Origin of the sequence: Geothrix sp., assembly GCF_020622065.1 — a bacterium.
Lineage (GTDB): Bacteria > Acidobacteriota > Holophagae > Holophagales > Holophagaceae > Geothrix.
Map to the genome: position 1 here is coordinate 1213328 of NZ_JAHRYQ010000002.1, position 19247 is coordinate 1232574.

The window sequence follows — 19247 nt, forward strand, 5'->3', positions numbered from 1 at the left end:
GTCATCGCGCCGGAAACCTCGAAAGGGTGAAAAAGGTCATGCTATCACGGGGTCTGAAGTGGAACCGAAGAGGCCACTTGCCTTCCAAACCCCCGTGTTAGGCTTGACCCCATCTATCTTCCTGGCGACCCCATGGTTCAGTTCAACACCCGAGCCAACGAGATCCTGCTCAAGCTGGTCTACTACGGGCCGGGTCTTTCGGGTAAGACGACGAATCTGAAGTCGTTGCACGCCATGTGCACCGACACGCAGCGGGGCGAGATGTTCTCCGTGAACACCCAGGAGGACCGCACCCTCTTCTTCGACTTGCTGCCCATCAACCTGGGCTACATCTACGGCAACGCCATCCACCTGCAGATCTACACGGTGCCGGGGCAGGTGCAGTACGACGCCAGCCGCCGGGTGGTGCTGGGCGGGGCCGACGGCGTGGTGTTCGTGGCGGATTCCAGCGAAGCCAAGATGCAGGACAATGTCGACTCGCTGTCGAACCTGTACCACAACCTCAACGCGAACCGCCTGAACATCAAGCAGATCCCCTTCGTGCTCCAGTACAACAAGCGGGACCTGCCGGACGCCATGGCCGTGGGCGTCATGAACCGGCGCCTGAATTTCCGCAGCGTCCCCTACTTTGAATCCGTGGCCAGCCAGGGCACGGGCGTGCTGGATACCTTCCTGTCCATCACCCGCGAGACCGTGGGCTACACCTTCAAGAAGTACCACCTGGACAAGAAGATCAAGGACTTCGACGAGATGCTGAATCTCATCGAATCCAATGTTCGGTCGAGCATGCGGGAGCTGCCGCCTCCTTCCGAGACCGACCCGGCGCCGGCTCCGGCCCCGGACGCGACCGTGCTGCGGCACAGCAATGTCAGCGTCGCGGACCTGGTGCCCGGGAAGATCGCCGATGCCCAGGAGCTGCTGGAGGATGCCCTCAAGTCGAACATGGAGACGGCACGGCTCTACTCGGAGCTGAAGCAGGCCAAGGAGGCGCTGGAGAAGAAGAACGAGGAGTCGAGCCAGCTCTACGCCCAGCTCGACCGCGCGAACCAGGACAATCTGAAGACGCGGAAGTACCTCGAAGGCCTCGTGCAGAACATGGCCGAGGCGGTGATCTCCTTCGCGCCGGATGGCAAGATCCTCACCTGGAACATGGCCGCCGAGCGGATCTTCGGCTACGCGCGACCCGAGATCGTGGGCCGCAATATGGCGCAGCTCATGCCCGACCACCTGCTGGGCGAGCTGGAGCAGGTTGTCCTGCAGGTGGCCCGGGGCCAGGTGATCCACGACGCGGCCACCACGCGCATGCGCAAGGGGGGGCTGGCCTTCCCCGCCAGCATCACCTACGCGCCGGTGCGGAGCGCCGATGACCGGATCCTGGCCTTCTCCGCCATGGTGCGCGACACCAGCCAGACCCAGGCCCTGGAGGATCGGCTGGTCCATTCCCAGCGGCACGAGGCCCTGGGGCGCCTGGTACCCTCGCTCTTCCACGAGGTGGCCAACCGCCTGACGCCGGTGCTCCTGGAATCCCGCCTCATCGCCGAGGCCGCGATGGAGCCCCATCAGGCTGAACAGGCGACCCGGCTGGTGCAGGCCGTGGAGTCCGTGCAGAGCCTGCTGCAGCCGCTCCAGACCGTGCTGAATCCCCCGGCCCCGAACCGGACACTCGTGCCGGTCAACCGCCTGGTCCAGGAGGCCGCGGCCCTGGTGGAAGCGAAGGCCCAGCGCATGGACGCCAGCCTGGAGCTGAACCTGGATCCAGGGCTCCGCGAGACGAACCTGGATGCCACCCTGGTTCTCCAGGCCCTCACCAATCTGCTGCTGAACGGCCTGCAGTCCGTGGCCGGGAGTCCCGCGAAGCGCCTGCGGGTGGCCACCCGCGCCGCGGGGGGGAACCTGCAGGTGGTGGTCCAGGACTCGGGCCCGGTTCTTTCGGAGGCGCGCCAGGCCGAGCTGTTCGACCCCGCCGCCGCGGCCACGCCCGAAGCCCTGAGCCTGCCCGTGGTGGACATCATCGCCCGTCAGCACGGGGGGCGCCTCACGGTGCGGAGCCAGGAGGGGCTGGGGAACGCCTATCTGTTGGAGCTTCCCCTGGAGGCTTCACCGGTGGCCGCCCCCGTCGCATCGGCCGCCCCCGCCCCCGCGGGGTTGGAAGGCCGCCGGGCCCTGGTGGTGGACGACGAAACCTTCCTGCTGGAGTGCCTCGTGGATGCCCTCGGCGCCTGGGGCATGGAGGTTTCCTCCAGCGCGCGGGGCGACGAGGCGATCCGGGAGCTGGAGCAGGGGAACTTCGACCTGATCGTGTCCGACATCCGCATGCCGGGACTCTCCGGCGTCGAGTTGTTCGACTGGTTGCGAACCCAGCGGCCCGCCATGACCAAGCGCATCCTCTACACCACGGGGGATTCCTTCGACGCCAAGACCCGCGGCTTCCTCGAGGGCAACCAGCTCCCCTACCTGGGTAAACCTTTCGATCTAAAGCAGCTGAAGCAAAGTCTCGAGCGCCTGATAGGGACTCCGATCGACGCGTGAAGGCCCCCCCTGCGGCATAATGGGGGTCGATCTCCACAGCACCCTCATCGAGGAGTCCCCCATGCAGCGCAGTTGGGTCTTGGCAGTCATCGTGGGGTCGGGCCTCCTGGCCCAGACGCCCCCTTCCGAACCTCCCCCCGTTCCCGCACCGGCTCAGGCGCCGGCCGCCCAGCCCCCCGAGCCCAAGCCCGAGGAGGTCAAGCCCGAGGAGCCGAAGCCTGCGGCGCCGGTGTTGAAGGTCGGCGAGGCGAAGCCCTTCGACCAGCTCCGCCCCACCCAGCGCAAGCTGGCCTACACCCTCCAGCGTGCGGCCCTGGCGGCCCACGAGCTGGGCTACTACCGCAGCCACCCCAAGGCGGTGGAGGTGCGTGAGGTTCTTGAAGCCCTGGTGCAGACCAAGGCCACCCTGCCCGAGAAGGCCCAGGCGGCCATCCCCGGGGTGGAGGCCTACCTGGTGCGTCTGCGGGCGAACCATGGCCTCTACGATGCGGAGGGGAAGAAGGTCCTCCTGGAAGGCACCTGGAAAGACCTCCAGGCTTCCGCCCGCGCCGCGGCCAAGCTCGGCGCCCCGGGCCTGGAAGCCCGTCTCCTCAAGGTGAAGGGCCTGCTCTTGGATCCCAAGGTCGATGCCGCCGCGCCCGTCTGGGCGGAACCTGAAGCGGCCGCCCCCGGGAAGAAGGGCAAGAAGGCTCCGAAGGGCCCCAAGGCTCCCGAGGGCTTCGCAGCCCAGAAGGCCGTGACGGCCCTGTGGGTGAAGCGGGCCCAGGCCTGGATCGAGAACACACCCCAGGAAGTCGAGGTCAAGGGCGAGAAGAAGATGCGCCGCCTGCCCGACCCTGCCCAGACCAAGGCCCTGAATGGCCTGCTCATCTGGTTGGAAAACGAGGACCTGGACCTGCTGAGGGATCCTGGTTTCGGCTGGATGGACCTGCGCCGCCTCGGCGCCGAGCCCGGCATGGGCCTGCTGGCCCATGCCGGCGACATGGCCACGGGCAAGGCTCCCGAGGGCCCCGCTGGGGAACTGACCCTGCTGCCCACGCTGGAACCCGTGGTCGGCGAGAGCAAGTTCGCCAAGGGCGAGGAGAAGCGGACCGTGCTCACCGAGGTGAAGCAGGGTGCCCCCGCCGCGAGCCTCGCCGTTCAGATGGCCGCGTTCGAGAAGCAGGGCCGGAGCCGGGAGCTCGAAGTCAAATAGGGTTTCCCGCCTGGAAAAACGGGGCGCGATTGCGCCCCGTTTTTCATTCCTCGCCCTTGCGCTGCTTCCCTTCGGGATCGAACTGGTAGCCCACGCTGCGGATGGTGTGGACCCAGCGGGGGTGGTGGGGATCCTGCTCCATGACCCGGCGGATGCGGACGATGAAGTTGTCCACGGTGCGGCTGGTGGGATAGGCGTCCTCGCCCCACACTTTGTCCAGGATGTCCGTGCGGCTCACCACCTGGCCCGGCCGCTCCATGAGCAGCTTGAGGATCATGCTTTCCTTCACGCCCAGCTGGAAGGGGCCCTGGGGCCCTTCGCCGCAGAAGTTGTCGAAGTCCACCCAGTGGCTTCCGAAGACCTGGCGGCTGCTGATCTCCCGGCTCTTGTACCAGGACTCGCGGCGCAGGATGGCCCGCACGCGCAGCAGCAGCTCGCGCACCTGGAAGGGCTTGCCCAGGTAGTCGTCGGCCCCGGTCTCGAAGCCGTGGACGCGGTCGTCGTCCGTGTTCTTGGCGGTGAGGAAGAGGATGGGCGTGAAGTTCTTGGCCTCGCGCACCTTCTCGCAGATGGTGAAGCCGTCCATGCCCGGCAGCATCACATCGAGGATCACCAGATCGAAGGTCTCGGCGAGGATCTGCTTCAGGGCCTGATCGCCCCGGGGGATCCAGGTGCAGGCCAGGCCCTCCAGTTCCAGGTTGAGCTTGATGCCCTCGGCGAGACTGAGCTCGTCTTCCACCAGCAGGATCTTGGGCTCGGGCATGGGAAACTCCAGGTCAGGCTCCTAGAATAGGGCCTCGGAGCACTCATGGACCCGTATCTCAGCATCATCATCCCCATCTACAACGAGGAGGAGAACATCCCAGCCCTGTGGGAGCGCCTCTCCCGGGTGATGACGGAGCACTTTGCGGACCCCGGGAAGCCCTGGGAGATCATCCTCACAGACGACGGCAGCCGGGACCGGAGCCTGGCCATGCTGATCGAGATCGCCAGGACCGAGCCCCGGGTGAAGGTGGTGGAGTTCAATCGGAACTACGGCCAGCACAGCGCCATCTTCGGCGCCTTCGCCGAGGCGAAGGGCCAGATCATCGTCACGCTGGACGCGGATCTCCAGAACCCCCCCGAGGAGATCCCCAAGCTCGTGGCGAAGGTGGAGGAGGGCTTCGATGTGGTGGGCGGCTGGCGCCAGGGCCGCCAGGCCAACGACAGCTTCTTCCGCACCATGCCCAGCAAGATCGTCAACGCCGTCACCCGCCGGACCACGGGGGTGAAGCTCCACGACTACGGCTGCATGCTGCGGGCCTACAGCCGCGATGTGGTGGACGCCATGTTGCTCTGCAAGGAACGGTCGAGCTTCATCCCGGCGCTGGCCAACAGCTTCGCCAAGCGCATCACGGAAGTACCCGTGGCCCATGCCGAGCGGGCCGCCGGCGAGAGCAAGTACGGCCTCTGGAAGCTCATCAACCTCCAGTTCGACCTGCTCACCAGCTTCAGCCTTCTGCCCCTCCAGGCCCTCAGCGTGTTCGGGGTGCTGACGGCGGGCTTCGGCTTCCTGCTCTTCCTGGGGCTGGTGGCCTACCGCTTCCTGCACCCCGAAGGCACGGCCCAGGGCGTGTTCACCCTGTTCGCCATCCTCTTCTTCTTCGTGGGCTGCCAGTTCATCGCCTTCGGCCTGCTGGGCGAGTACATCGGCCGCATCTACCAGGAAGTGCGCGACCGGCCCCGGTACATGGTCAAGAAGGTCCACCAGGCCAAGTAGGCCCGACCGGGCACGGGTCTCTCGGGGGGCTCACTCCTCCGGGATCGCTTCGCTCCACCCCTCGCCATGTTCTTCCTGGGGTTTCTCGGGGATGCGGTAGCTCTCGGTGGACCAGGCCCCGAGGTCCCGGAGGCGGCAGCGCTCCGAGCAGAAGGGCTTGAAGGCGTTCCCTTCCCAGGAGGTGGGGGTGCGGCAGATGGGGCAGGGTCGAAGGGTCATGGAGGCCAGCATAGCTCGACTGATGTCTACATTGATCGAGAAGAAAATATGAGTAATTTTTAGAAGATTATATTGACACGGGCCCCATATCCCCTATCCTCAAGAAGTCGAGGGCGGGTTCCACCCGGCCTCGCCCCAGGAGGAACGACATGGGCAAGATCATCGGCATTGACCTCGGTACCACCAACAGCTGCGTGGCCGTCATGGAAGGCGGGCAGCCCAAGGTGATCCCGAACCCCGAGGGCGCGGACACGACACCGTCCGTGGTGGGCTTCAACCCCAAGACCAGCGAGCGCCTCGTGGGCGCCTCGGCCAAGCGCCAGGCCGTGGCCCAGCCCAAGAGCACCATCTATTCCATCAAGCGGTTCATGGGTCTGCCCTATGCCGACTCGGACCGCGAGCAGAAGCTCGTGCCTTATACCGTCGAGCGGGCGGAGAAGGGCGGCTGCGTGATCGATGTCATCGGCAAGAAGCTGAGTCCTGAGGAGATCAGCGCCGCGGTGCTGACCAAGATGAAGGAGGCCGCCGAAGCCTACCTGGGCGAGAAGGTCACAGAAGCCGTCATCACCGTGCCCGCCTACTTCAATGACGCCCAGCGCCAGGCCACCAAGGACGCCGGCGCCATCGCGGGCCTGGAGGTGAAGCGCATCGTCAACGAGCCCACCGCCGCGGCCCTCGCCTACGGCCTCGACAAGAAGAAGGACGGCACCATCGCCGTCTTCGACTTCGGCGGCGGCACCTTCGACATCTCCATCCTCGAAGTCTCCGAGGGGGTGGTCGAAGTGAAGTCCACCAACGGCGACACCCACCTGGGTGGCGACAATGTGGACCAGGCTGTCATCGACTGGCTGGCCGACGAGTTCCAGAAGGCCGAGGGCATCGACCTCCGCAAGCAGGCCGACGCCATGCAGCGCCTGAAAGAAGCGGCCGAGAAGGCCAAGATCGAGCTGTCCAGCACCACCCAGACCGACATCAGCCTGCCCTACATCACCGCCGACGCCAGCGGTCCCAAGCACATCAATCAGACGCTCTCCCGCGCCAAGTTCGAGCTGATGATCGAGCCCATCCTCCAGAAGCTCAAGGGCCCCTGCGAGAACGCGGTGAAGGACGCCAAGCTGGCCCACCACGAGATCGATGAAGTGGTGATGGTGGGCGGCTCCACGCGCATCCCCAAGGTGCTGGAGCTCGTGAAGCAGATCTTTGGCAAGGAACCCAACCACAGCGTGAACCCCGACGAAGTCGTGGCCCTGGGCGCCGCCGTGCAGGCCGGCGTGCTGGCCGGCGATGTGAAGGGCGTGCTGCTCCTCGATGTGACGCCACTCAGCCTCGGCATCAATGCCAACGGCGGGCAGATGAGCGTCATCATCCCCCGCAACACCACCATCCCCACCAAGCGCAGCGAGATCTACACGACGGCCGTGGACAACCAGCCCGGTGTGGACATCGAGGTGTTCCAGGGCGAGCGCCCGGTGGTTGAAGGCAACAAGCTGCTGGGCCAGTTCCACCTGGGCAACATCGCCCCGGCCCCCCGCGGCATGCCCCAGATCGAGGTGGTCTTCGACATCGACGCCAACGGCATCGTGCATGTCACCGCCAAGGACAAGGGCACGGGCAAGGACGCCAGCATCACCCTGACGGGCAGCACGGGCCTCTCCAAGGAGGAGATTGACGCCAAGGTGAAGGATGCGGAGGCCCACAAGGCCGACGACGAAGAGCGCAAGTCCATGCTCGAAGAGAAGAACCACCTCGACCAGATGGTCTACCAGGTGGAGAAGCTCCTGAAGGACAGCGGCGACAAGCTGCCCGAGGCCGACAAGAAGGAGGCCGAAGAGGCCATCGTCGAGGCCAAGGCCGCCCTGGCCAGTCTGGAGAAGGAGCGCATCAAGAAGGCCCTGGAGACCCTGACGGCCAAGAGCCACAAGCTTGCGGAGAGCCTCTACAAGCAGGAACCGCCCCAGGACGGCGCGGCTCCCGGCGCCCCGGCCGGCGACGCCAAGAAGGGCGACGACAATGTGATCGACGCCGAAGTCGTCAGCTAGGTCCCACCCAAAAAAGGGGAGCCCCCGGGCTCCCCTTTTTTGCGCACGGAACAAATCTGAGTGCTCTAGACTAAACTCATGTCCCACCCCGACTACTACAAGATCCTGGGCGTGCCGAAATCAGCCTCGGAAGAGGAGATCAAGAAGGCCTACCGGAAGCTGGCACGGAAGCACCATCCCGACCTGAACCCGGGCGACGCCAAGGCCGAGGCCGAGTTCAAGAAGCTCTCGGAAGCCAACGATGTGCTGTCGGACCCCGAGAAGCGGAAGAACTACGACCTCCACGGCGATCCCAACGGTCCCGGGGCGCAGGTCCCGCCGGGCTTCCCCCAGGGCGGGGGCTTCTCCTTCGAGGATGTTTTCGCGGGCTTCGGGGGCCGCCCCGTCCGTCACGGCCCCGAGCGGGGCGAAGATCTCGTCCATGCGGTGCGCCTGGGCTTCCGGGAGGCCTTCGAGGGCACTCGCCTCAGCTTGCGCGTCAACCGCTCCGAACCCTGCCTGACCTGCCATGGCACGGGCGAGGCCCACAAGAAGCAGGAGCCCTGCCGCACCTGCCACGGCAAGGGCAAGCTGGGCGGCGGCTCGGGGTTCCTGTCCTTCGGCCGCACCTGCCCGGACTGCCAGGGCCGTGGCATGCGGGCTCCCGCCTGCCCCGACTGCGGCGGCGCCGGGCGCCATGCCCGCCAGGAGACTGTCACCATCGCCATTCCCGCAGGGGTGGAGGATGGCGCCCGGCTGCGGGTGGCGGGGAAGGGTGAGGCTGGCCGGCGCGGCGGCGGCCCGGGCGACCTCTTCCTGCAGATCAGCATGGAGCCGGATGCCCGCTTCGAGCGCCGGGGCCCGAACCTGTATGTGAGGCTGCCCATCAGCTTCTCCGAGGCGGCCCTGGGGGCCAAGGTGGAGGTGCCCACCCCGGAGGGGCAGGCCACCATCAAGGTGCCGCCCGGCACTCAGACCGGCGCCAAGCTCCGGCTCAAGGGCCAGGGCATGCCCATCCCCCGGGCCAGCCAGCGGGGCGACCTCATCGCCGAGGTGGCCGTGGTGACGCCCAAGGTCCAGGACGAGCGCAGCAAGGAGCTGCTGCGGGAGCTGGCCGACCTGAACGATGCCGAAGTGCGCGAGCAGCGGAGTGCGAATCATGGCTAAAGATCCCCGCATGGGCGCCTACATGATCGGCGTGGTGTCGATGCGCTACAGCGTGCACCCCCAGACCCTGCGGCTCTACGAACGGGAGGGTCTGCTGACACCCAGCCGCACCGAGGGCAAGACCCGCCTCTACAGCGATGAGGACCTGGAGCGCCTCGAGTTCATCCTCAACCTCACCCGCGACCTGGGCGTGAACCTGGCGGGTGTGGAAGTGGTGCTGGGCCTGCGGGACCGGCTGAACCGCATGCAGGAGGATGTGGATCGCCTGGTGCAGGCCCTGGAAGCCGCGGGCCTGAAAGACATTCCGAAGCCGGGCACCTCGGCCACAGGTCTGGTGAAGCTGCCTTCCCACGGGCTGCGCAAGCGCAGCTGAATGCGAGGCTTCGCTGGGAGCCGGGATCGCTTGCTATGCTGAACCTTCCTCCTAGGTGAACCGTGCCCCTCCGGCATCTCGAAGAGCGTTCGCTCGACAAGTACTTCGACTCCATCCGCCACCTGCCCTTGCTGACGGCGGAGGAGGAGCGCATCAACGGGCGGCTGTGGCAGAACGACCGCAATCCCGAGGGCCTGCGCAAGCTGGTGGAGGGCAATCTGCGGTTCGTGGTGAAGGAGGCCCGGAAGTTTGAAGGCATGGGCCTCGACCTGCTGGACCTCATCAGCGAGGGCAACCTGGGCCTCATCGAAGCCGCCAAGCGCTACGACCCCGAGCGGCTGAACAAGTTCCTCACCTACGCCTCCTGGTGGGTGCGGCAGGCCATCTTCCACGCCTTGGCTGAGCACGGGAACAAGATCCGCCTGCCCCAGAAGGTGGCGGGCCATCTGGTGCAGCTCAATCGGGTGACCCAGAAACTCAGCCAGTCCCTGGGCCGCACACCAATGATCAAGGAGATCGCCGAGGCCGCGAACCTCAGCGTGGATGAGGTCCAGCGGCTGCAGGTGCTGCAGCAGACCACCTCCACCGTTTCGACCGAGCAGGGCCTGGGGGATTCCGACCTCACCGTGGGCGACAGCCTGGAGCAGGAGGTGGAGCCCTCCGCCATGCACACGCTCGACCAGGAGGCCTTCCTCGAGCAGATCGAAGCGAGCCTGGCGACGCTGAGCGAGAAGGAACGGAAGATCATCGCCCTGCACTTCGGCCTGGGCGGCCACGATCCCCTGACCCTCGAGCAGATCGGCAAGCAGTTCGACCCGCCCATCTCCCGCGAGCGCGTGCGGCAGCTGGAGGAGCGCGCCTTCTCGCGCATCCGCGAGCGCCGCCGCGAAATCCTGGGTGGTTTCCTGTGGGGCGGGGACGAGCCATGAAGGGCCGTCCCGACTGTCCCCGCTGCCAGGGAAAAGGCCTCATCTTCGATCCCGATCCGCAGAAACCGGTGGTCCTGTGCGGCTGCACGGTGGACCTGGCGCCGGATGTCGAGACGCTGGGTCTGCCCGCCCGCTACCGCGAGGCGGAGTTCACCCGCTTCTGGAAGTGGTGGAACAACGCCCAGGCCAGCCATGTCCGCCCCCTGCTCGATCGCGTCGGCGACCTGGAGGAGCTGCTGGCCCGGCCGGCGGAGGAGGTGGGCGAACTGGAAGGGCGCGACGACCTCGTCAAGCTGATGCAGGCCCTCAAGCGGCGACCGGAGCACGGCATCCGCCCTGTCGGCGCCGAGGCCCTCGCCCAATGGGCGCTGAACGGGAAGCACAAGTTCCGCCATGGCTGGGAGCTCTGGTGGATCCACGGCCCCGCCCAGAGCGGGCGCAGCACCCTGGCCGCCGCGGCGCTGCGGGCCTGGACCGAGCGCGTGGGCAAGGGGGGCCGTTTTGTCTCGCTGCGGACCCTGAGCCAGTCCATCAAGGATGTCTATCACGACATCCGCAGCTATCAGAACCAGGCCTTCCAGAGCGTGCGCGACCTCATCGAGCCGCTGCAGGACCAACCCCTGCTCGTGCTGGACGACTGGGACCGCATGGATACCGACATCCGCGTCGCTCAGGCACTGGCGCAGCTGCTCGACCATCGCTACAGCGAAGAGCTGCCCACGATCCTTACCGCGGCCGGGCCTCCGGAGGCCCTGGATCGCCGGGAGAACCATCCGCTGGCCCGCCTCGAGGACGGGAGCCTCCTGGAGCGCCTCCGCGGGGCCGAGCGCGTGGAGATGGTACCGGCCCTCCGGTTCTGGATCGATCGCTTGGAGCGTCGTTAGGCGATGGACTCGCTGCTGCGCCGCCTGCTCCGTCTGCACCTCTCCCGGTCGCCGGGCCTCTGGCTCCTCACGGCCGGCCTGACGCTGCTGCTGGGGTTGGGCACCCTCCGCGTAGAGCGGGCCCTGGATCTGATGAGCCTCCTGCCCACGGACCACCCGGCCGTGCGGGCCAACCTGGAGGCGGGCGTGGGTCAGCAGGAGTTGCTCTGGCTTGTGGCCGAGGGCGGCGAGGCTGATCTCGAGGCCCGCCGGGCCTGGGCCGAAGGCCTGGTGGACCGCCTGCTCCAGGAAGGCAACCTGCCCCTGAACGGCCTGGCGGCCGAAGGGCGCCTGTCGGACCCCGTCCCGGTGCCGGGCCCCGGCGGCCTGAGTCCCTGGCCCGCCCTGCTGGCCGTGGGCGCCATCACGGAAGGGGATGCCGCCGTCAGCCGCCTCACCACGGAAACGCTCTATACGCTGGCCCCGGCCTGGCTGGGGGATCGCCTCGCCCCCCTGAATGATCCCGAAGGGCTGAGGCGCCGCCTGGAGGCCACGGCCAAGGCCCTGGCCTCCCCGGAGCCGCTGCCCGCGGCGCTGGCACGGCTGGATCCGCTCGGGCTGCGGGATCTCGCGCCCCAGAACGGCGAGGGCATGGCCAAGGCCCGGGAGCTGGGTCGCGCGTTCACCCTGCGCATGCGCACGGGGTATCTCGAGACCAAGGACGGCCGCTTCGTGATGCTGCCACTGGTGGCCAGCTTCCCCGCCTCGGAGGTGAAGGCCACCACCCGCGCGCTGGTCTGGTTGGGGCGCGGTGGCGGGGGCCCCCTGCCCGCCACCGCCAGCCTCCAGGAGGTCGAAGCGGCCCTGGGGCCCCAGGCGGACCGGGCCTTCCCCCTCCAGGCCACGGGGGCCCATGCCATCACCGCCTGGGAATCGCACCGGCTCACGGGCGAGGTGCTGCTCAGCCTGGCTCTCAGCTTCGTCCTCATCGGCCTGGTCTATTGGCTGGGCTTCCGCACCCTGGCGGGCTACGGCTTCGTGATGGTGCCCCTCCTGGTCGGCATGTTCTGGGCCCTGGGCCTTACGGGCTGGATGCTGGGCCGCGTGAACCTCATGGCCGCGGGCTTCGGCGCCGTGCTGCTGGGCGTGGGCGATGATGTGGGCATCCTGCTTTTCAGCCGGTATCGCGAGGAGCGCCGGGCCGGCCGGCCGAAACCCCGGGCCCTGCGCGCCGCCCTGCTCGGCACGGGCCCCGGCGTGGTGGCGGGCGCCCTGGCCACGGCCCTGGCCTTCCTGGCCCTGGCCTTCGCGCCCTTCCCGGGCATCCGCGACCTGGGCCTGACCACGGGCCTGGGCCTGCTGGCCTGCCTCGCGGCCACCTTCCTGGTGCTGCCGCCCCTGTTGATGGCCCTGGATCATGGCCGGGGGACCTTCGCCCCAGGCCCACCGGCACCCCTGCCGCACCGCCGGGCCTGGGCCCCCTGGGCCGCGCTGGCCCTGCTGGTGCTGGCTCTGGCGGGTGCGCCGCGCACCCGCTGGGAGGAGGACCTGCGCCGCTTCCGCGCCCAGGGCAACCCCGCCCTCACGCTCCAGGAGCGCCTGACCAAGAACCTTGGCGCCAGCCTCCAGCCCCTGGCCATCCAGATCCCCCTCGATGATCCCGACCGCCTGCCGGCCCGGTGGAACAAGCTGAGCCCGATCCTGCGGGAGGCGGGCCTGCCGGTGCCGGACTGGAAGACCCTGGATCCGGAGTTGCGCCATGTCCTGGGCTCTGAAACCTGGCGCCACCAAGTCCTGGAGGCCGCGACCAAGGCCGGGCTGGATCCCGCGGGCCTGGAGGGCCCCCTTTCCGCCCTGGCCGCCGCCGCCGCGGATCCGGCCCAACCCGTGCGGGCCCTCCAGTCCCTGCTGCCGCGGGCGGCCCAGCCGCCCGAGGGGAGCCATCGTTGGAACCTGTGGGAGGGCCTGCACCGACGCGGGAAATCCGCGCCGCTGGCCCCCGCCCTCACGGTGCCGATCCGCCTCGACGAGGCCTCCCTCACCCGCCTGACACCGGTGGTGGAAGCGGCGGGGGGGCGGTTCGTGGGCACCCAGCCCCTCTTCCGGGTGGTGAAGGGCATCGCCCGGGACGCGGTGCGGGAGGCGGTGCTGCTGGCCTTGGCGGGCATCTTCGCCGTCATCGCCTGGTTCGGGCGCAGCCTCCGCTTCGCCTGCCTCGCCCTGGTGCCGCTGCTGGCCAGCCAGGCTGGCGCCCTGGGGGCCCTCGGCTGGGGCGGAGAGCCGCTGACCTTCCTGTCCCTCATGGCCATCCCCATCGCCTTGGGCGTCAGCGTGGACACCGCCTTCAACCTGCTGCACCGCGCCCGGGGGGAGGCCGACGCCCCCCAGCGCGTGGCCCGCGTGAACGCCGTCTGCGCGGGCACGACCCTCGCCGGATTCGGCGGCATGGTGTTCAGCGGCTACCGCGGCTTGCGGGGTCTCGGTCTCGCCTGCCTGGGAGGCGTGGCCCTGGCCTTGCTCCTCACCCAGTGGCTGCTGCCCGTGCTGCTGGAGAAGTGGCCTCTGGAGAAGAAGTGAATCCGCTGAACGAGCTGCTGCAGACCCGACTTTCCGCAGGCCCCGTCCCCGCCGCCGAGGTGATGGCCCTGGGCCTCTACCATCCGGAGCACGGCTACTACCGGCGCCAGGAGGGCCCCTGGGGCTTCGACGGCAAGGACTACTACACGGCCCTGGATCTGGGACCCCTGCTGGGGCAGACCTTGGCCCTGCGTCTGGAAGCCGCGTGGGAGCGCCTGGATCGGCCCGCCCGCTTCACCGCACTCGAACCCGGCGCGGGCCGCGGCTGGCTGGGCCGCGATGTGCTGAATGCCGTCTCAGGTCCCTTCGCCGAAGCGCTGATCTATGTGCACCGCGACGACAACCCTGCCGCCCACCGGGCGGCGGAAGAAGCCCTGGCGCCTTTCCTGATGGCGAATCGCGCGCGATTCGCCGCCGAGGACGAACCCCTGGAACCGTTTACGGGCGCGGTGTTCAGCAACGAACTCTTCGATGCCCTGCCCGCCCAGCCCTGGCGATGGGACGGCACGCGGTGGACGCGCGAGGTGCTGACGCCGGCGGGTCCCGAGTGGCAGGCGGCGGATCCCGGCGAGGCCGGAGCCTGGTTCGCCGCGCGGACCGATGGCCTGGAGCCCCGCGACGGCAGCATCTGGTGCGAGTCCATGCCCGGCCTGGTCCACGAACTGGCGCGGTCCCTGGAGGCGGGGCTCTTCCTGACCGTGGACTACGGCGAGGCCGCAGACCGGCTGCTGGCCAAGGGAGCCGACCTGCGCCGCTACAAGGCCCACAGCGTGGACGGCAAGTGGCACGAGGACCTGGGCGAGGCCGACCTGACCGCCGATGTGGACTTCACGCGACTCGCCATCCTGCTGGAACAGGAAGGGATGACGCAGCTCTCGCACATGGAGCTGAGCAAGTGGATCCGCACCCACGCGCCCCTGGAACGGTGGGGGGCTGAATGGATGACGCTGCCCACCCCCGAGCGCATGAAGCGCACCGAGAACCTCCTCCAGCTCACCCTCCCGGACATGATGGGCAGCCGGTTCCGGGTGCTGGAGGGGTGGAAAGGGCGGGCCGAGTAGCTACCTCGTCGAGGTCCTCCGGCTCGCCCCTCGCGTCATCGGCTGCTTTTGGGAATCGACATCGGATCCAGCCAGAGGCCGCTCCAGTCAACGGATGCGGAAATGCCCATCCGTCTGCCGGGACGCAGGAGCCGGCTCTGCCAATCCCCGTCGAGGGGCACGACGAAGAAGCGCGGGGCCTCGGACTTCGGCTGGAACTTCAAGATGAGGAGATCATCGGTCCGCCGGGGGATGAGGTCCCCGACCCAGCGGCGGTAGGCCACGCGGGCCTTCAGGTTGCCGACGGCCTCGGCGGCCGCCGTGAGCGGCCGTCCGGGCTGGTTCAAGGAAGCTTCCCGGTTGGCTCCGGGCCAGGCCTTCTTGGGGCCCGTCCAGAACAGGACCGTGCATTCCGGGGGAGCATTCAGCACCTGGATCTTGATGGTCAGCTCGGCGGATCCCTGGCTGGCCGGGGTTTCCCAGCGCCACAGGAAAGCGAGGCTCGCCAGGAGGAGGGCGCACCACAGGGCGTAGTACCAGCGCCGCTTGTAATGAATGGAACGGATTTGAATCATCGGTGGCTCCGTGGCGAAGGCGATCCCTATGGGCGGAACGCCCTCAGGGCTGTTCCGGCCACCGGTGAAGGCCGATGCCGCTGGGTCTTGCCGCGTCGTGGAACACGGTGTGGGTGGCCTTCTGGTAGTCTTCGGCCCGGGCTTCGTTGATGTTGGTGAAGACCTGGGGATTGCGGTCCATCAGGGGGAACCAGGTGCTCTGGATCTGCACCATGACGCGGTGCCCCTTTTGAAAGGTGTGGAAGATGTCGTTCATGGACCAGGCCACGCGGGTGGGCTGGCCGGGCACGAAGGGGGTCGGGTGCTCCAGACTGTCGCGGAACTTGCCGCGCATGACCTCGCCGCGCACCAGCTGTTGATAGCCGCCCATGGGGTTGGGCGTGCGATCCCAGGGTGAGCCGCCCTCCTGGAAGTCAGGGTTCCTGAAGGTATCGGGATAGACATCGATGAGCTTCACCACCCAGTCGGCATCGGTGCCGGTGGTGGCCACGAAGAGTTCGGGTCGCAGGGGGCCGGCCAAGGTCAAGTCCTGGGTCAGGGGCTCGGTCTGGAAGACCAGCACATCGGGTCGCCGCCCGGCGAAGCGCTGATCGGCGGTCATGTACTCCTTGGGCATGCCGATGGCGACCTGTTCGATGAAGGGCACGGGCTTGGCCGGGTCGGAGATGAAGGACTCGGCCCCCCCCTCGGCGGGGGGCGGCGCAAAGGACAGGCCCCCGCCGGGCTGGAGGTAGAGCCTGGCCTCTTTCGCCTGCTTCGGTGGCCAGGCCTCCAGCCGGTGCCAGCGGTTGGCACCGGTCTCGAAGACCGTGGCCTTGGCGAGATCCGGAGACTTCTCCTGCTTCAGGTGGTGCATGAAGAAGGGGAAGAGCACCTCGGCCTGGAACCAGTCCGAGGTGTTGGAACCGAACTGCACGGGGCCCAGACGGTCCCCCTTGCTGCGCTCCCAGCCGCCATGGAACCAGGGGCCCATGACCAGGCGGTTGTCCGTGGCGGGGCTCTGGCGGTTGACGGTCTGGAACAGCTGGAGGGCGCCGTAGAGATTCTCCGCGTCGAACCAGCCGCCCACGGTGAGCACGGCGGGCTTCACGGCCTTCAACTGGGGCCGGAGGTTCCGGGCCTGCCAGAAGGCGTCGTAGGTGGGGTGGGCCAGCATCTCGTTCCAGAAGGCTACTTCCTTCGTGTACTGCCGGGTGGCGGCCGTGGGGCCCAGACGCAGGAACCACGCGTAGCCGTCCGAGGTGCCGTGCTGGAGCGGCGTCGGGTACTTCTGGGTGGGCTCCGGGCGGGGCAGGCCGAAGCTCGTCATGAAGTTGAAGGCATGGGGCAGCCAGAGGGCACCGTTGCGGTGGAAGTCGTCGCCCGTGAACCAGTCCATGATGGGCGCCTCCGGCGAGACGGCCTTGAGGGCTGGGTGGCCCGACAGCATGCCCACGGCGGTGTAGAAGCCGGGATAGCTGATGCCCCACTGGCCCACGCGGCCGTTGTTCCGCTCCGTGTGCGCCAGCAGCCAGTCCAGGGTGTCGAAGGTGTCCGTGCTCTCATCCACCGCGGCGCCGCTGACGGTGCGCTGGGGCCGCATGTTCACGAACTCGCCTTCGGACATCATCCGGCCGCGCACATCCTGATAGACGAAGATGAAGCCCTCTTCCTGGAAGCGGGCCGAGGGGCCCAGGTGGGGAGGGAAGGCGGCCTCGCCGTAGGGCCACACGCTGTAGGGGGTGCGCTGCAACAGGATGGGGTAGGTGCGGTGGGCGTCCTTCGGCGTGTAGATGGCCGTGAAGAGCTTGACGCCGTCCCGCATGGGGATCAGGACTTCGCGCTTGGTGTAGTGGGTGCGCGGGGAGGGATCGGGGGCCCCGGCCTCTTGAGCGCGGGCCCCGGTCGAGCTGCCGGACAGGACCAGGGGCAAGAGCAGGGACAGGAGCGTGGCGCACAGGGCGCGGATCAGGGTCACGGGGGCCTCGGAATGGAAGCATCATGGTATGCGGCCTCGCGGTTCCTTGGGCAATTCCGGAGCCGATCCCTGTCATCGCAGCAATAAGGCTCGACCTGGGGAGGGGCTTTTGCTGAACTGGAAGGTGGCTCCGCCTGGAGCCCATCCAGTCCCGGGGTCCCCGAGCCATGTCCCAGCCATCCTTCCTGCAACCCGCCGAGTGGGATCGCCACAGCGCCTGCTGGCTGGCCTGGCCCGGCCATGGGCACCTCTGGAAGGAGAACCTGGGCCCGGCCCAGGCGGAATGGGCGGCCCTCTGCGTGGCCATCGCAGAGGAGGGGGGCGAGGCCCTCGACATCCTGGTGCAGGACCCCGCCACCGAGGCCGAGGCCCGCGCCGCCCTGGCCTCCGTCCTCGGCCAAGTGCGCTTCCACCGGGTGCCCGTGGGCGACATCTGGCTGCGGGACACGGCACCGATCTTCGTGAAGGATGGCAGAGGCGCCCTGCACGCGGCCTGCTTCGGCTTCAACGGGTGGGGCCGGAAGTACCTGCTGCCCGATGATGACCGGGTGGCGGGACGGGTGGCGGCCCTCAGTGGCGCTCCCCGGACCGACCATGCCTGGGTCCTCGAGGGGGGCTCCGTGGAGGCCGATGGCGAGGGCACCGTGCTCACCACGCGTCAGTGCCTCCTCAACCCCAACCGCAATCCCGGCCTGGACCAGGCCGAGATCGAGGCGGCCCTGCGCGATGGCCTCGGCGCGGACAAGGTGCTGTGGCTGGATGAGGGGCTCCTCAACGACCACACGGACGGCCACATCGACACGCTGGCCCGCTTCGTGGCGCCGGGGGTGGTGGTGTGCATGCAGTCCCTGGATCCAGCTGATCCCAATGCCGCCACCCTGGACCGCCTCGCCAGGGACCTGGCCGCCGCCAGCGACGCGCGGGGCCGGCGGCTCCAGGTGGTCCGCATCCCCTCGCCGGGCGTGGTGCTCGACGAGGAGGGCGGGCTCATGCCCGCCAGCTTCGTGAACTTCTACATCGGCAACCGCAGCGTCGTGGTGCCCACCTACGGCACGGCCTACGATGACGCTGCGGTGGCCGCCCTGGCGCCGCTCTTCCCGGGGCGCCGGGTTCTGGGCCGCTCCGCCCGGGCCATCCTCAGCGGCGGCGGCGCCTTCCATTGCATCACCCAGCAGCAGCCGGAGGTCCTGTGAAGCCCACGACCCGCGTCCGCGTCGCCGCCACCCAGTGCGCCTTCACGGGCAGCCTCGAGGAGAATGTGGCCCGGGTCGAGGCCCTGGTGCGCGAGGCCGCCGCCCAGGGAGCCCAGGTGATCCTGCCTTCTGAGCTCTTCGAGGGCTATTACTTCTGCCGCGAGGAGAAGGACGAGTTCTTCGACTGGGCCAAGCCCGCCGAGGGACATCCGACGATTGCCCGCTTCCAGAAGCTGGCGAAGGAACTGGGCGTGGTGATCCCCGTCTCCTTCTTCGAGCGGGATGGCCATGCCTTCTACAACAGCCTGGCCCTGGTGGACGCCGACGGCTCGGTGCTGGGTATCTACCGCAAGAGCCACATCCCGGACGGCCCGGGCTACGAAGAGAAGTTCTACTTCCGGCCGGGCAACACGGGCTTCAAGGTGTGGGACACCCGCTTCGGCAAGCTGGGCGTGGGCATCTGCTGGGACCAGTGGTACCCGGAGTGCGCCCGGGCCATGATGCTCCTGGGCGCCGAGATCCTGCTCTACCCCACGGCCATCGGCACCGAACCCGAGAACCCGGGCCTGGACACGAAGGACCTCTGGCAGCGCGCCATGATCGGCCATGCCGTGTCGAATGTCGTGCCGGTGGTGGCCTCCAACCGCATCGGCCTCGAAGGGGGTCAGACCTTCTACGGCCATTCCTTCATCGCGAACCACCGCGGCGACAAGGTGGCCGAGCTGGGCCGGGCGGACTCCGGCGTGATCATGGCGGATCTGGACCTGGATGAGATCCGGCGCCACCGCGCCTCGTTCGGATTCTTCCGGGACCGCCGCCCGGACCTCTACGGCCTGATCGCCAAGCCCTGACC

Annotated in this window: 16 protein-coding genes; 12 read left to right on the top strand and 4 right to left on the bottom strand. The window is 68.3% G+C overall.

All coding sequences use genetic code 11. From position 1 onward, the window contains the following. Positions 1-132 precede the first annotated feature (132 nt). Entirely contained in the window at positions 133-2529 is a 2397-nt protein-coding gene (locus tag QZ647_RS15030; RefSeq protein ID WP_291272943.1) for a PAS domain S-box protein, read from the top strand. 61 nt (positions 2530-2590) lie between these two features. Continuing rightward, positions 2591-3724 carry a hypothetical protein gene (locus tag QZ647_RS15035; protein ID WP_291272944.1) on the top strand — a complete coding sequence of 378 codons (1134 nt, stop codon included), beginning with the start codon at positions 2591-2593 and terminating at the stop codon, positions 3722-3724. A gap of 43 nt (positions 3725-3767) precedes the next feature. Here the strand turns inward: QZ647_RS15035 and QZ647_RS15040 are convergent, their stop codons facing one another. Next, a complete protein-coding gene (locus tag QZ647_RS15040) occupies positions 3768-4487 on the bottom strand; it encodes a response regulator transcription factor (protein ID WP_286354484.1) in 720 nt (239 codons plus the stop codon). A gap of 45 nt (positions 4488-4532) precedes the next feature. Between QZ647_RS15040 and QZ647_RS15045 the strand changes: the two genes are divergently transcribed. Further along, entirely contained in the window at positions 4533-5483 is a 951-nt protein-coding gene (locus tag QZ647_RS15045; RefSeq protein WP_291272945.1) for a glycosyltransferase, read from the top strand. Between the two features lie 30 nt (positions 5484-5513). Here the strand turns inward: QZ647_RS15045 and yacG are convergent, their stop codons facing one another. After that, complete coding sequence (gene yacG, locus QZ647_RS15050; RefSeq protein WP_291272946.1) at positions 5514-5702, bottom strand: DNA gyrase inhibitor YacG; 189 nt, start codon at positions 5700-5702, stop codon at positions 5514-5516. A 149-nt stretch (positions 5703-5851) separates the two neighbouring features. Here yacG and dnaK point away from each other — a divergent pair, with 149 nt between their 5' ends. From dnaK to QZ647_RS15085, 7 genes are all read left to right on the top strand, one after another. Next, positions 5852-7741 carry a molecular chaperone DnaK gene (dnaK, locus tag QZ647_RS15055; RefSeq protein WP_291272947.1) on the top strand — a complete coding sequence of 630 codons (1890 nt, stop codon included), beginning with the start codon at positions 5852-5854 and terminating at the stop codon, positions 7739-7741. Positions 7742-7819: 78 nt separating this feature from the next. After that, positions 7820-8887 carry a molecular chaperone DnaJ gene (gene dnaJ / locus QZ647_RS15060; protein ID WP_291272948.1) on the top strand — a complete coding sequence of 356 codons (1068 nt, stop codon included), beginning with the start codon at positions 7820-7822 and terminating at the stop codon, positions 8885-8887. Continuing rightward, entirely contained in the window at positions 8880-9260 is a 381-nt protein-coding gene (locus QZ647_RS15065; protein ID WP_286354479.1) for a helix-turn-helix transcriptional regulator, read from the top strand. Before dnaJ ends, QZ647_RS15065 begins: the two co-directional genes overlap by 8 nt. Before the next feature lie 62 nt (positions 9261-9322). Continuing rightward, complete coding sequence (locus QZ647_RS15070) at positions 9323-10189, top strand: RNA polymerase sigma factor RpoD/SigA (protein WP_286354478.1); 867 nt, start codon at positions 9323-9325, stop codon at positions 10187-10189. Continuing rightward, positions 10186-11073, top strand: coding sequence for a hypothetical protein (locus tag QZ647_RS15075; RefSeq protein WP_291272949.1), 888 nt, complete (start codon positions 10186-10188; stop codon positions 11071-11073). The genes QZ647_RS15070 and QZ647_RS15075 overlap by 4 nt, the downstream gene beginning before the upstream one ends. 3 nt (positions 11074-11076) lie before the next feature. Further along, positions 11077-13629 (top strand): MMPL family transporter, encoded by a 2553-nt coding sequence (locus QZ647_RS15080; RefSeq protein ID WP_291272950.1) that lies wholly within the window; start codon positions 11077-11079, stop codon positions 13627-13629. Next, positions 13626-14690, top strand: coding sequence for an SAM-dependent methyltransferase (locus QZ647_RS15085; protein WP_291272951.1), 1065 nt, complete (start codon positions 13626-13628; stop codon positions 14688-14690). The genes QZ647_RS15080 and QZ647_RS15085 overlap by 4 nt, the downstream gene beginning before the upstream one ends. Before the next feature lie 35 nt (positions 14691-14725). Here QZ647_RS15085 and QZ647_RS15090 read toward each other — a convergent pair whose 3' ends face one another. After that, the gene (locus tag QZ647_RS15090; RefSeq protein ID WP_291272952.1) at positions 14726-15244 is read right to left on the bottom strand and encodes a hypothetical protein; all 519 of its coding nucleotides are present in this window, start codon (positions 15242-15244) and stop codon (positions 14726-14728) included. Positions 15245-15287: 43 nt separating this feature from the next. Further along, the gene (locus QZ647_RS15095; RefSeq protein WP_291272953.1) at positions 15288-17201 is read right to left on the bottom strand and encodes a CocE/NonD family hydrolase; all 1914 of its coding nucleotides are present in this window, start codon (positions 17199-17201) and stop codon (positions 15288-15290) included. Positions 17202-17368: 167 nt separating this feature from the next. On the opposite strand from QZ647_RS15095, the gene QZ647_RS15100 reads away from it, so the two are divergent. Both QZ647_RS15100 and aguB read left to right on the top strand, forming a co-directional pair. Continuing rightward, positions 17369-18394 carry an agmatine/peptidylarginine deiminase gene (locus tag QZ647_RS15100; RefSeq protein WP_291272954.1) on the top strand — a complete coding sequence of 342 codons (1026 nt, stop codon included), beginning with the start codon at positions 17369-17371 and terminating at the stop codon, positions 18392-18394. Continuing rightward, complete coding sequence (aguB, locus tag QZ647_RS15105) at positions 18391-19245, top strand: N-carbamoylputrescine amidase (protein ID WP_291272955.1); 855 nt, start codon at positions 18391-18393, stop codon at positions 19243-19245. The genes QZ647_RS15100 and aguB overlap by 4 nt, the downstream gene beginning before the upstream one ends. Positions 19246-19247 lie beyond the last annotated feature (2 nt).

Coding starts and splice junctions, on each gene's coding strand:
- QZ647_RS15075 (WP_291272949.1), top strand. CDS start 10,186: ATGAAGGGCCGTCCCGACTGTCCCCGCTGCCAGGGAAAAGGCCTCATC.
- QZ647_RS15100 (WP_291272954.1), top strand. CDS start 17,369: ATGTCCCAGCCATCCTTCCTGCAACCCGCCGAGTGGGATCGCCACAGC.
- QZ647_RS15080 (WP_291272950.1), top strand. CDS start 11,077: ATGGACTCGCTGCTGCGCCGCCTGCTCCGTCTGCACCTCTCCCGGTCG.
- QZ647_RS15090 (WP_291272952.1), bottom strand. CDS start 15,244: ATGATTCAAATCCGTTCCATTCATTACAAGCGGCGCTGGTACTACGCC.
- dnaJ (WP_291272948.1), top strand. CDS start 7,820: ATGTCCCACCCCGACTACTACAAGATCCTGGGCGTGCCGAAATCAGCC.
- QZ647_RS15065 (WP_286354479.1), top strand. CDS start 8,880: ATGGCTAAAGATCCCCGCATGGGCGCCTACATGATCGGCGTGGTGTCG.
- QZ647_RS15040 (WP_286354484.1), bottom strand. CDS start 4,487: ATGCCCGAGCCCAAGATCCTGCTGGTGGAAGACGAGCTCAGTCTCGCC.
- QZ647_RS15045 (WP_291272945.1), top strand. CDS start 4,533: ATGGACCCGTATCTCAGCATCATCATCCCCATCTACAACGAGGAGGAG.
- QZ647_RS15035 (WP_291272944.1), top strand. CDS start 2,591: ATGCAGCGCAGTTGGGTCTTGGCAGTCATCGTGGGGTCGGGCCTCCTG.
- dnaK (WP_291272947.1), top strand. CDS start 5,852: ATGGGCAAGATCATCGGCATTGACCTCGGTACCACCAACAGCTGCGTG.
- yacG (WP_291272946.1), bottom strand. CDS start 5,702: ATGACCCTTCGACCCTGCCCCATCTGCCGCACCCCCACCTCCTGGGAA.
- QZ647_RS15030 (WP_291272943.1), top strand. CDS start 133: ATGGTTCAGTTCAACACCCGAGCCAACGAGATCCTGCTCAAGCTGGTC.